Genomic DNA, 11,729 nt, shown 5'->3' on the forward strand with positions numbered 1-11,729 from the left:
AAGAGCCAGCCCCCCCGGAGGCGATTGATACGACCGGCGACCAGTCTGTCTCCGCTCTGTCGACCGAGGCCCCCGTGATGACGAAGCAGTCGCTCCTGTTGGCGTTCGCGGGCGTGCTGACCGCATGTGGCCCCGTGAAGTCCACGTCCAACATCCTCGACGCAGAAGTGCAGATCCAGGCCGCGCGCACCGCGGGGGCGGAGAAGGAAGCCCCCTACGAGTGGACGGCCGCCAACCTCTACCTGCAGAAGGCGCGGGAGGAGGTCGGCTATTCGGACTACCAGGCCGGTGTGGACTTCGCCGTGAAGGCCTCGCGCTTCGCCAACGAGGCGCGTGAGAAGGCCATGTCCGCGGCCAACAGCGGCGACTCCCAGGGCCGCCCCCAGAACCCGTGACGCCCGAGCGCTCTCCGATGAAGCGTCTGCCCCAGTCCGCGCTTTTCACCCTGCTCCTCGCCTCCCTCTCCTGCGTCAGCGGCAACAAGATCCGCGCTGACACGGAGGTGCTCACCGCCGACGTGGAGCGCGCCCGCCGTGGCGGTGCCCTGCGCTGCGCGCCCGCGGAGCTGGCCGCCGCGGAGGCCAACCTCGACTTCGCCCGCGGCGAGCTCAGCCAGGGCAACAGCTCGCGCGCCGCCCAGCACGTGCGCGACGCCGACACCGCGGTGAAGCGCGCCCTGGAGCTGTCCAAGAACTGCGGCCCGCGCCAGGTGCTGGTGCGCGACCGTCCGGAGACGCCGCAGGCGCAGCCGGAACAGCCCCAGCAGCCCACCCAGCCCCAGCAGCAGGTGGTGGTGAGCATCGAGGAGACGGACAGCGACGGCGACGGCGTCCTCGACAAGGACGACCCCTGCCCCGAGCAGGCCGAGGACGTGGACGGCTTCCAGGACCAGGACGGCTGCCCGGACCCGGACAACGACGGGGACGGCGTGCTGGACGCGCAGGACAAGTGCCCGCTCATCCCCGGCGTGGCGGAGAACAACGGCTGCCCGCCGGAGGCCCCCAAGGACCGCGACGGCGACGGCATCCTCGACAACGTGGACAAGTGCCCGGACCAGCCCGAGGACAAGGACGGCTTCGAGGACGAGGACGGCTGCCCGGAGATGGACAACGACCTGGACGGCATCGTGGACGGCACGGACAAGTGCCCCAACGAGCCGGGTCCGCTGCAGAACCTGGGCTGCCCCATCGTGGACAAGGACGGGGACGGCATCAACGACGACAAGGACAAGTGCCCGGACGAGCCGGAGGACAAGGACGGCTACCAGGACGACGACGGCTGCCCGGACCTGGACAACGACAGCGACGGCGTGCCGGACGCGCAGGACAAGTGCCCGAACGAGTCCGGCCCGCAGGAGAACGCCGGCTGCCCGGATCCGGACCGCGACGGCGACGGCGTGGTGGACCGCCTGGACGCCTGCCCTGACGACCCGGGCGTGAAGGAGGAGCGCGGGTGCGCCAAGCAGTACAAGATGGTCATCGTCAAGAAGGACCGGATTGAGATCAAGAAGCAGATCCTCTTCGGCACCGGCTCCGCGAAGATCATCGGCAAGCAGAGCACCACCATCCTGGATGAGGTGGCGCAGGCGCTGAAGGACGCGCCGTGGATCCGCAAGATGCGCATCGAGGGACACACCGACTCGATGGGCAACGACACGGCGAACCTGAAGCTGTCCCAGAAGCGCGCCGACGCCGTGATGGTGCAGCTGCTCAAGCGCGGCATCGACCCGGGCCGCATGGAGGCCGTGGGCTTCGGTGAGACGAAGCCCGTGGCGCCCAACAACACGAAGGCGGGCCGCGCGCTCAACCGCCGCACGGAGTTCAACGTCGTCCGGCAGTGACGTGACGCGCCCCACCCCGCTCCGTCCATGACGGAGCGGGACAAGCGGTTCCCCTACGCGCCTCCCCGGGCCTCACGCCCAGGGAGGCGTGGTCGTTTCCGGGCACGAAGCCGAGCCAGGACGCAGCGGCTCTCCACGGGGTTGCATCGCGAGCGCACTCAGCAGCGCGGGGCAGCTGCCCCAGCGCCGCGCCCGTACAGGCCGAGGCTTCAGCCGTCCTTGAGCAGCTCGTGCAGCACTTCGGTGGCGTAGGCGCCGCGCGGCAGCTCGAACGTGAGCAGCGCGTCCTCGCCGTCGACCGTGAGCTCCGGCGCCCCCAGCCGCACTCGGTACGGCCGGCGCGTGCCTTCCGTCTCATCGCCGCCGCGCAGGAAGTCGCTCGGCGTGACGCCCGCGTCCACGAGCAGCCGCGCCTCGAACTCCGCCACCTCACCCTTCGAGGCGGTCATCTTCGGGCCGAACATCGGGCCCGCCGGGCTCACCTCGAACGAGGCGACGCGCGGACCGTCCACGTCCGGCGCCTCGCACACGAAGAGGCCGCCCGTCTCCTCCTTGCGCAGCACGTCGCCCAGGAGCGCCTTGGCGAAGGTGCCCTCGGTGAGCCGCGCGGCCAGCGCCTGGTTGAAGAGGCGCGACTGGAAGGCGGACAGGTACAGCTTGCGCTGGAAGCGGTCCGGCCGCTTCGGCAGCCGCTGCCCCAGGAGGAGCATCCGGCCCAGGTCCGCGTTGTCCCCGGCCCGCCCGAAGCGCTGCTCCCCGAAGTAGTTGGGCACGCCCTGCGCGGACAGCCGGGAGAAGGACTCCCGCGCGGCGCCCAGGTCCTGCACGCCGCGCAGCCGCAGCCGGAAGCGGTTTCCCTTCAGGTGCCCGGTGCGCAGCTTGTTGCCGTGCCGCTTCACCTCCAGCACGCGCACACCGTCCAGCGCGAACTCCGGCACGCGGGCTTCGGCGTTCGCGGGCACGGACAGCCACTGGCGCGTCACCGCCTGCCGGTCCTTCATGCCGGCGGAGCCGATGTCGTCCTCGCGCACGCCCAGCGCGGTCGCCAGCGCGCGCACCACCTCGCGCGTGTCCCGGCCGCGCTTCTCCACCCAGAGGTACAGGTGCGTGCCCTCGCCGGACGGCAGGTACGCGGGCAGCTCCTCCACCTCGAAGTCATCGGGAGTGAGCTTGAACGCGCCGCCGCACCCGGGCACGCCCGCGGTCAGCCTCGGAAATCCAGTGTCCGTCACGGTGCCTCGAGCGTGGCCAGAAGTTCCTTCACCCGGCGGGCCAGGTCCTCGTCCGCGCGCGACTCCAACAGCTCCCCCGCCTGGAACAGCAGGAAGAACATCACGTCGCTCAGCGCCTGACGGAACGAGGCCAGCGGCTCACTGCCCAGGTGGGCGCGGTGCTTGTCGAAGGCCTCCATCAACCGGCCCTCCGGCAGGCTCCCGTCCGCCGCGAACGCCAGCCCCTCCAGCACCGGCGACGACGACAGCGCCTGGTTGGACAGCGCCGCGTTGGCCGCCGCGATGAACTCGCGGTCCATGCCGGAGCGGGCCACCTCGTCGCGGATCTCCCGGAAGATGAAGTTGAAGACGCGCGCCACCGGCCGGGCATCCACCGGAGCCACCGCGCGCACCGGCGGACGCACGCGCGGCGCAACCGTCTTCTCCGGCGCCACGGCCGAGGCGGGAGCCCCCGCCGGCTTGTCCGTCAGCCCCGCGAAGCCGCCCTCCAGCAGGCGGAAGACGACCTTGGTGACGTCGAACTCGGACAGCCGCGCCGCGTGCCCCAGCTCCAGCACCGTGCGCCGCCCGTCCAGCATCGTCAGCACGCGGTCCTCGTCCTCCTCCAGCTTGCCGTCGGACGGACGCTTGCGCGCCACGTACATGCGGCCGTGGGGGATGCGCTTCCGGAAGTGCGCCATCTCGTCGATCTTCCGGATGCTGTCCATCAGCAGGCTCTGCGTGGACAGCTGGAGGGAGTGGCCCGTCTTCTCGTCCAGCGGCTGGTCGATGAGGAAGAACGACCCCTCGCGGCACAGCACGATGGCGTGGAAGATCTCACTCACCTGGTGCGTGACGCACTTGAAGAGGTCGTGCGCCTGGAGCACGCCCTTCTCCACCAGCGCCCGGCCCAGCTTGGACGCCGACTGCTCGCGCAGCGCCGTCTCCACCTGTGCGCGGTCCGCGTAGCCCAGCCGCACCAGCACCTCGCCCAGCCGGTCCGCGGGCTCCTCGGAGGTGGCGCCGCGCACCTCGCCCTCGCGCAGCGTGAGCGACCGCTCGCCGCCCGGCGTGTGCACGCGGATGATGCCGCTCCAGCGCGACTGGCTGAGGAACGCGATGAGGTCCGACAGGGGGAACCCACCCGCGTCCCCCGAAAGCACCACGCGCGGCGTGGGGATGGAGCCCCCTTCCGGGGGCGTGCGGGAGAACACCAGCAGGTCGGGCGCGGTGGGCATCAGCGCGTACGTCCCCGAGCGTCCCGCGAGCGCGGGGATGCCGGTGCGGTCCTCGGGGACCAGCATCGCGGCGCCATCGATGCGGAAGCGTTGGCTCATCGAAGGGTCAGTCAGCGGCCCACGCGTTGTTGTTCGCGCGCCACTCCACCTCGTCCTCCATGCTGTGCTCGAGCTGCCCCTCCTGGAAGCCCAGCTCGTAGGCACGTCCATTGAAGAACACGGTCGGGGTGCTGTTGATGGCCGCCATGCGCCCCTGCGCGCGGAAGCCTTCAATCTCGTCCTTGTACTGCTCCGTCTTCAACACGGCGGCCAGCTTGTCCCCGTCCAGGCCCACCGACTTCGCCAGCGCGGGCAGCGCCTCCGGCTTGAGGTTCTCCTGCTGGCCGAAGAGCGCGTCGTGCATCTGCCAGAACTTGCCCTGGTCGCGCGCCCACAGCACCGCCTGCGCGGCGGGGACGGCGTTGGGGTGCATGGAGAGCGGGAACGGCAGGTAGCAGAAGCGCACCTCGCTGGGGTGCTTCTTCGCGAAGCCCTCCAGGATGGGCCGGGCCTTGCCGCAGAAGGGGCACTCGAAGTCGGAGAACTCCGCCACCGTCACGGGCGCGTTGGCGTCGCCCTGGCACATGCGCGGATCCACCTTGAGCTGCACGCGCGGCTCGCGGAAGGACGCGTAGTACTTGGACAGCGTGACGATGACCTCGCTCGCGGGCCCGCCCTCCGCCACCATCCGGGCGGACAGCCGCGCCATCCGCTTCGCGTGCTTGCAGGGCGTGTGCTGCTTGAGGCACGCGCCCAGCGAGTGGGGGCAGCCGCAGTAACAGAACTCGTCGCTGAACACCGTGGCCAGCTCGCGCTTCGCGGCGGGCGGCAGCGCGGAGAAGTCCATGCCGGGGATGCCCGTCAGCGCCTGGGCCGGATCCGCGGACGGAGCCTCCGCGGCGGCGACAGGGGCCGGAGCAGCGGCGGGAGCCGGAGCGGCGGCCGCCGGGGCCTTGGGGGTGGCCGGAACTTCCGCGCTCTTGGCGCAGCCGGCGCCCATCAGGGTCGCCGCGGCCAGCACGGGAGCAACACGCATCCATCGAGGGAGGAGCACGGCCCCGGGGTTTAGCCACGCGCGCCGGGCTTGTAAAGCAAGGCGGCCTTTGGCAGACGGCCCCTCGCCCATGCCCAGAGTCCTGATGCTTCACACGGGAGGCACGCTCGGAATGGCCGGTGGCCGGCCTTCCGCCCTGCGTCCCGCGGCCTTCTTCCAGACGCTCCGCAAGCGAGCCCCGGAGCTGTTCCAGCTGGCCGACATCGAACTGGAGCTGTTCTCCAACCTGGACAGTTCGGAGATGCAGCCAGAGCTCTGGAGCCGGATGGCCGCCCACCTCCACCGTCGACTGCCGGACTTCGACGGGGCGGTGGTGACCCATGGAACAGACACCCTCGCCTTCACGGCCAGTGCGCTGTCCTTCATGTTGCGAAATCCGCCCTGCCCGGTGGTGCTGACGGGCTCGCAGCGGCCCCTGGGGGAGATCCGCTCGGACGCGCGGCTGAACCTCATCGACGCGGTGCTCTCCGCGCTCCAGGGTCCGCGCGAGGTGACCATCTGCTTCGACTCGCACCTGTACCGGGGCAACCGCACGCGCAAGGTGAAGGTGGCCGAGTACGACGCCTTCGAAAGCCCCAACTTCCCGGTGCTGGGCACGCTGGGCGTGGACGCCACCTTCGAGAAGGGCCTCCCGTCCCGGGGCCCCTTCCGGCTCCATGAGAAGCTGGATCCGCGCGTCTTCCTCCTGAAGGTGTACCCGGGGCTGGACCCGGCCCTGCCCCTGCAGCTGCTGCCGCACGTGAAGGGGCTGGTGGTGGAGGCGTACGGGGCGGGCAACGTGCCCATCGCGCCGGAGCTGGGCCGCTCGCTCCTGCCGCTCTTCGTCCAGGCGCGGGAGCGGGGCGTCCCGGTGCTGGTGGTGAGCCAGTCGTACCGCAACGGGGTGGACCTCACGCTCTACGAGTCCGGGGCCAAGGCACTGGCGGAAGGGGCGGTGGGGGGCGCGGACATGACCCCGTCCGCGGCGCTGGTGAAGCTGATGCAGGGGCTGGCGGAGCATCCCCGGGGGGGTGAGGCCCTCTCCCGCTTCCTCCGGACGCCCGTGGCTGGCGAGCTGTCCGTCGGGCGGCCGACAGTTCCTCCACCGGAGAAACCGAGGCGCCGGCCCGCGCGGGTGGGGCGGGTCGGCTGACACCGGGTGCAGGAAAGGAGCGTGGGTGTGCTTGCCGCCGTGAAATGGCGGCCCCTAAGATGGAAGGCGCGATGTCCGAGGAGAAAACTTCAGTCCATTCGATTTCGGACCTGCTGGGCAGCGCCCAGCAGCAGAGCGCCTATCTGATCGTCATCAGCGCCAAGTCCGCCGCCGGCATCGGGCGGATGTTCAAGCTGGACCGCTTGGAGGTGGTGCTGGGCCGCAGCTCGGAGGCCCAGTTCCAGGTCGAGGACGACGGCATCTCCCGCAAGCACGCGAAGGTGGTCGCCATTGGCGACGGCCGCTTCCAGCTCGTGGACCTGGGCAGCACCAACGGCACGTACCTCAACGGCCTGAAGGTGAGCGCGGCGCCGCTGTACGACGGCGACAAGATTCAAATCGGCTCCAACACGGTGCTGAAGTTCAGCATCCAGGACGCGCTGGAGGAGCAGTACCAGCGCAGCATCTACGAGTCCGCCACGCGCGACGGCCTCACCCGCGTCTACAACAAGAAGTACTTCATGGAGACGGTGCGCAAGGAGTTCGCGTACTGCCTGCGCCACCGCGTGCCGCTGTCGCTGGTGCTCTTCGACGTGGACCACTTCAAGCGCATCAACGACGTGTACGGCCACCCGGCCGGAGACTTCGTGCTGACGCGCATCGCGCAGCGGGTGGCGGACACGGTGCGCACCGAGGACCTGCTCGCGCGCTACGGCGGCGAGGAGTTCGCGCTGATGCTGCGCGAGTCCGCGGAGGACGCGGCCCTGGCGTGCGCGGAGCGCTGCCGTGTGGCGGTGGACCGCGCGGACTTCATCTTCAGCGGCACGCCCATCAAGGTGACCATCAGCCTGGGCGTGGCGACGCTGCTGGACTCGGACTTCTCCCAGCCGGAGGACCTCATCTCCGCCGCGGACAAGTACCTCTACCGGGCCAAGCACGCGGGCCGGAACCGGGTGGACGCCAAGGCCGTCAGCGGCCCGTGAGCGTCAGGAGGAAGGCCTGATCCACGGGCCTTCCGCCGCAAGCCGTCAGCGCCGAAGTCTGAGCGGCCGAATGCCGCTCGCGACCTCAGCGTCCGAAGCCGAGCCGCCGCAGCCCTTCCGCCGACACGTGCTTCACGTGCGTGTCCGCGTCGTGCGCCGCCGCCTCGCTCAGCGCCGCCACCGCGTGCGGCCCGCCCAGCGCGGTCAGCGTCCTTGCGGCCGCGATGCGCACGTCCGCCACCGGATCCCCTCGCAGACGTTCCGCCAGGACGCGCACGTGCGCGGCGCGGCCCACGAATTCCAGCGCTCGCGCCGCCGCCGCGCGCACCACCGGATGATCCGACTCCAGCAGGCCCGCGGCCTCGTCCCCGCGCGACGGCTGCCGGTAGGCGGACAGCACGTCCAACGCGGCCACCACCACCTCCGGCGCGCCGTCCTCCAGCGCCTTCGCCGCCAGCGCCATCGCGTCGCCGTTCCGGGGCAGCGCCCCCAGCGCGCGCACCGCGCCCGCACGCACCGGAGTCACGTTCGACGAGAGGAAGGGCGCCAGCCGCCGTGTGGGAGGCGGGCCCTCCGTGCAATCCCCCATGAACGCCACCGCCTCCCCCTGGACCTCCGGAGTCCGGGCGTTGCGCCCCTCCGCCACGTCCCGCAGGAAGGCGAAGCACCCCTTCTCATGGGCCATCGCGCCCAGCCACGGCCGTGCGGCCTCCGCGGACTCCGAGTCCTTCACGCCCTGGAGCGCCACGTCCCGCAGGGGCTTCCCGGAGGACTCCGCCAGGCCCCGCGCCGCCAGCTCCCGGACCCGGCCGTCATCGTCCCCCAGCGCCCCCTCCAGCTCCCGCTTCGCCAGCGGACCGTAGCGGCGCAGGGTGGCCACCGCCGTGCGCCGGCGCTGCACGTCATTGGAGGTGAGCTCCGGCCGCAGCACGTCCAGTTCGCGCGAGTACACGGCGAAGAGCCGGTTGATGACCGCCTCGTCCGGAGGCTTCGCCTCGGTGAGGAGCAGCCGGCCCACGGACGCATGCTGCCGCTCGGCGACGGCGGAGAGGAGCTCCGCCATCACCGCATCACCGGCGACGGGCCGAGACGCCACCGCGTCCATCACCACGCGCGTCGCCGACCGCCCCAGGAAGGTGGCCAGGTGCAGGAGCGCAGGCAGCCGCACGGACGGCTCCTGCGAGAACATCTCCAGCGCCAGCGACTGCCGGACGGCGTCCCGCTTCGCCCACACCCGGGCGGCGGCGGAGGGGCCCCGTGCGCCCGCCTCCCGCAGGAAGTCCGCCGTGGAGCGGCCGGAATCGGCGGCGGCCCGGACGGCGGTGAGACAGGCCCCCAGGTCCGCGTCCGGCGGGGTGTCCATGATCCAATCCGCCAGGGCCCGCCGCTCCGTGAGTCCCCGGCTCCGGGCCTCCGCCCGCACCGCGGCCCAGCGCACCCGCCAGCTGGAATCCGTGAGCGCCGAGGCCAGCGCCTGCTGCGCCTCCACCCCGCCCTTCCCCAGGGACGCCACCCAGCTGTCCACCCGTCCCCCGGTGACGCAGGCGCCACAGGTCCGCGCGCGCAGGGACGGATCCGCGACGTGACGGCGGCAAGAGGCCCAGCACTCGGAAGCGACCGTGCCAGCCCGGGAGGGGCTGGCCGCCAGCAGGAGGACCAGGAGGAGGAGGCGGGGCACGCGGCGGACACTCTAGCGCACGCGGCCCATCCTTTCCGTGCGGGTCTCCTTGCCTTTTCCGGCCCGCTGCGCCATACCCCCCGACTTTCTGAAGATTTACAGATTGCATCCAGCTAGGCGGAAGGAGGTGACTGCATGCCCGGTATTCGAGTGAAGGAAGGTGAGTCCATCGAAAGCGCTCTCAAGCGCTTCAAGAAGGCCACCGAGAAGGCCGGAATCCTTTCCGAGATCCGCAAGCGCGAGCACTACGAGAAGCCTTCCGTGAAGCGGAAGAAGAAGGCTCTCGCCGCCAAGAAGCGCGCTGTGAAGAAGGCCCGCAAGTCGTACTAGCAGGCCCGCAGTGAGGAGCCGGGGCTCCTTGAAGCAGTCAGGTGCCCTGGCTCCCGCCGTCCCATCCGCTGGCGCGGCGACCCTTTTCCCCGCCCGTGAGGAACCCCGACATGACCACCCTGAAAGAGCGCCTGACCGCGGACCTGAAGGACGCGATGCGGGCCAAGGACGAGCTGACCCTGAGCGTGGTGCGCATGCTCAAGAGCGCCGTGAAGTACAAGGAGGTCGAGCCGGGCGCCAGCGAGCTGGACGACGCGGGCGTCCTGCAGGTCATCGCCGGCCTCATCAAGCAGCGCCGCGACTCGATCGAACAGTTCAAGGCCGGTGGCCGCCCGGAGCTGGCGGACAAGGAAGAGCAGGAGATTTCCGTCCTGCAGCGCTACCTGCCCAAGCAGCTCACCCCGGAAGAGCTCACCGCCGCCGTCCAGGCCTCCATCGCCGAGGTCGGCGCCAAGGGCCCCAAGGACATGGGCGCGGTCATGAAGAACGTGAACCCCAAGCTCCAGGGCAAGGCCGAGGGCAAGGCCATCTCCGAAGAAGTGAAGGCCCAGCTGGCCAAGCTGTCCTGAAGCACCTGTGATTCCAGGGGAAGGGGCGCCGGGAACGTCTCCCAGGTGCCCTCCCCACCCCGGGCTCGAAGCGGATTTTTTGATCCCTCGCCCGCTGGCCATTAAGCGCTGATCCTCAAAGGCACCTCCGCCCGTCCCCCACCCCGGGAGGCGAGCGGGCAGCCTTCAGGAGTGAGCGCCGTGTCCCAACCCTCGTCCGTTTCCGCGCCCCTGCCGCGTCGGCCTGCCCTACCCGCCTGGGTGGAAGTCCCGGCGGGGCGCGGCCCCGGGTGCGTCAGAGGGGGCCGTCAGGATGGCGGGCGGAAGGCCGCGCTCATGCGGATGGATGGAGGGGCGTCGTGATTCCGGAGCACAAGATCCAGGAGGTCCTCGACCGCGTGGACATCGTGTCCCTGGTGTCCCGTCACGTGGAGCTCAAGAAGGCCGGCCGTGAATTCAAGGGCCGCTGCCCCTTCCACCAGGAGAAGACGCCGTCCTTCTACGTGGTGCCGGAGAAGCGCTTCTATTTCTGCCACGGCTGCCGGGCGAGCGGCGACGCGGTGTCCTTCATCCAGCGCTACCTGGGCAAGACGTTCCAGGACGCCGTGCGAGACTTGGCCCAGGAAGTGGGCATCGACCTGGAGGCCGCGCAGGACCCCGGCCTCAAGGAGCGTCAGCAGGTCAAGGAGGCCACGGACTTCGCCGCGGAGCACTTCCGCGGCCTGCTCTGGCACGAGGACGAAGGCCGCGCCGCGCGCGCCTACTTGGCCAGCCGTGGCGTGTCGGAGGAAGTGGCCCAGGGCTTCGGCCTGGGGTGGGCGCCCGCGCAGTGGAGCCTCCTGGCGGACCGCTTCCAGAAGAACGGCATGCTGGAGTGGGGCCTGAAGGCGGGGCTCATCAGCAAGCGAAACAGCGGGGATGGCTGCATCGACTTCTTCCGCAGCCGCCTGATGGTGCCCATCCGCGCGCCGGAGGGGCGGCCCATCGCCTTCGGCGGCCGGCTGGTCGCGGCGGAGGACGGACCCAAGTACCTCAACTCGCGCGAGTCCCGGCTCTACAACAAGAGCGAGACGCTCTTCGGCATGGACCAGGCGCGCGACGACATCCACAAGCGCAAGACGGCCGTGCTCGTGGAGGGGTACTTCGACTGCATCGGCCTGCACCAGGTGGGCGTGCGCCACGCGGTGGCCCTGTGCTCCACCAACCTCACCGCCGGGCACCTCCAGGTGCTCAAGCGCGCGGAGGCCCGCGACCTGGTGCTGCTCCTGGACGGGGACTCCGCGGGCCTCGCCGCCGTGGAGCGACTGGCCGGTCCCCTGCTCGCCGCTGGCGCTCCCACCCGGGTGGCGCTCCTGCCGCAGGGGGATGACCCGGACGTCTTCGCCCGCCGCGAGGGCACCGACGGCGTGGAGCGCCTCCTGGAGGGAGCCCAGCCCCTCACCGCCTACCTCTTCGCCACCCTGCTCCCCCTGGGCAAGCAGGCGAGCTTCGAGGAGAAGATGTCCGCCCTGGAGCGGCTCAGGCCCGTCACCTCCCAGGTGCCTCCGGGCCTGACGCGCTCGGCGCTCATCAGCGCGCTGGCGGGGCACTTCGGCTGGATGCCGGCGCAGATTGAGTCGTCCATCCAGTACAAGCCGCCCCCCACCCCCAAGCCCATTCTCCTATACACATCTGAC

The 11,729-nt window shown here is 70.8% G+C and carries 11 protein-coding genes; 7 read left to right on the plus strand and 4 right to left on the minus strand.

Annotation, left to right across the window (positions count from 1 at the left end; genetic code table 11):
• Positions 1-395 (plus strand): DUF4398 domain-containing protein (locus tag D7Y15_RS38880; RefSeq protein WP_233605257.1); only part of this gene is annotated, 395 nt, incomplete at its 5' end.
• A gap of 17 nt (positions 396-412) precedes the next feature.
• A complete protein-coding gene (locus D7Y15_RS38885) occupies positions 413-1,840 on the plus strand; it encodes an OmpA family protein (RefSeq protein ID WP_121755723.1) in 1,428 nt (475 codons plus the stop codon).
• A 209-nt stretch (positions 1,841-2,049) separates the two neighbouring features.
• On the opposite strand, the gene truD is transcribed toward D7Y15_RS38885, so the two are convergent.
• Genes truD through D7Y15_RS38900 form a run of 3 tightly spaced genes read right to left on the minus strand, consistent with a single transcriptional unit; the run spans position 2,050 to position 5,364 of the window.
• Positions 2,050-3,072 (minus strand): tRNA pseudouridine(13) synthase TruD, encoded by a 1,023-nt coding sequence (gene truD, locus D7Y15_RS38890; protein ID WP_121755724.1) that lies wholly within the window; start codon positions 3,070-3,072, stop codon positions 2,050-2,052.
• Positions 3,069-4,388, minus strand: a complete 1,320-nt coding sequence (locus D7Y15_RS38895; RefSeq protein ID WP_120580759.1) for a DUF4388 domain-containing protein — start codon at positions 4,386-4,388, stop codon at positions 3,069-3,071. Before D7Y15_RS38895 ends, truD begins: the two co-directional genes overlap by 4 nt.
• A gap of 7 nt (positions 4,389-4,395) precedes the next feature.
• The gene (locus tag D7Y15_RS38900; protein WP_211487369.1) at positions 4,396-5,364 is read right to left on the minus strand and encodes a thioredoxin domain-containing protein; all 969 of its coding nucleotides are present in this window, start codon (positions 5,362-5,364) and stop codon (positions 4,396-4,398) included.
• A gap of 130 nt (positions 5,365-5,494) precedes the next feature.
• Here D7Y15_RS38900 and D7Y15_RS38905 point away from each other — a divergent pair, with 130 nt between their 5' ends.
• The gene (locus tag D7Y15_RS38905) at positions 5,495-6,514 is read left to right on the plus strand and encodes an asparaginase (protein ID WP_233597444.1); all 1,020 of its coding nucleotides are present in this window, start codon (positions 5,495-5,497) and stop codon (positions 6,512-6,514) included.
• 71 nt (positions 6,515-6,585) lie between these two features.
• A complete protein-coding gene (locus D7Y15_RS38910) occupies positions 6,586-7,497 on the plus strand; it encodes a GGDEF domain-containing protein (RefSeq protein ID WP_120580762.1) in 912 nt (303 codons plus the stop codon).
• An 85-nt stretch (positions 7,498-7,582) separates the two neighbouring features.
• On the opposite strand, the gene D7Y15_RS38915 is transcribed toward D7Y15_RS38910, so the two are convergent.
• A complete protein-coding gene (locus D7Y15_RS38915; RefSeq protein ID WP_172815105.1) occupies positions 7,583-9,175 on the minus strand; it encodes a HEAT repeat domain-containing protein in 1,593 nt (530 codons plus the stop codon).
• Between the two features lie 135 nt (positions 9,176-9,310).
• Here D7Y15_RS38915 and rpsU point away from each other — a divergent pair, with 135 nt between their 5' ends.
• The 3 genes from rpsU to dnaG all read left to right on the plus strand — a co-directional run.
• Positions 9,311-9,505, plus strand: coding sequence for a 30S ribosomal protein S21 (gene rpsU / locus D7Y15_RS38920; protein WP_014395136.1), 195 nt, complete (start codon positions 9,311-9,313; stop codon positions 9,503-9,505).
• A 110-nt stretch (positions 9,506-9,615) separates the two neighbouring features.
• Positions 9,616-10,074, plus strand: a complete 459-nt coding sequence (locus tag D7Y15_RS38925) for a GatB/YqeY domain-containing protein (RefSeq protein WP_120580763.1) — start codon at positions 9,616-9,618, stop codon at positions 10,072-10,074.
• Positions 10,075-10,412: 338 nt separating this feature from the next.
• Positions 10,413-11,729: DNA primase (dnaG, locus tag D7Y15_RS38930; protein WP_121755726.1), on the plus strand; the 1,317-nt coding region annotated here is incomplete at its 3' end.

This window comes from Corallococcus sp. AB030 (genome assembly GCF_003668965.1).
Taxonomy (GTDB): domain Bacteria; phylum Myxococcota; class Myxococcia; order Myxococcales; family Myxococcaceae; genus Corallococcus; species Corallococcus exiguus.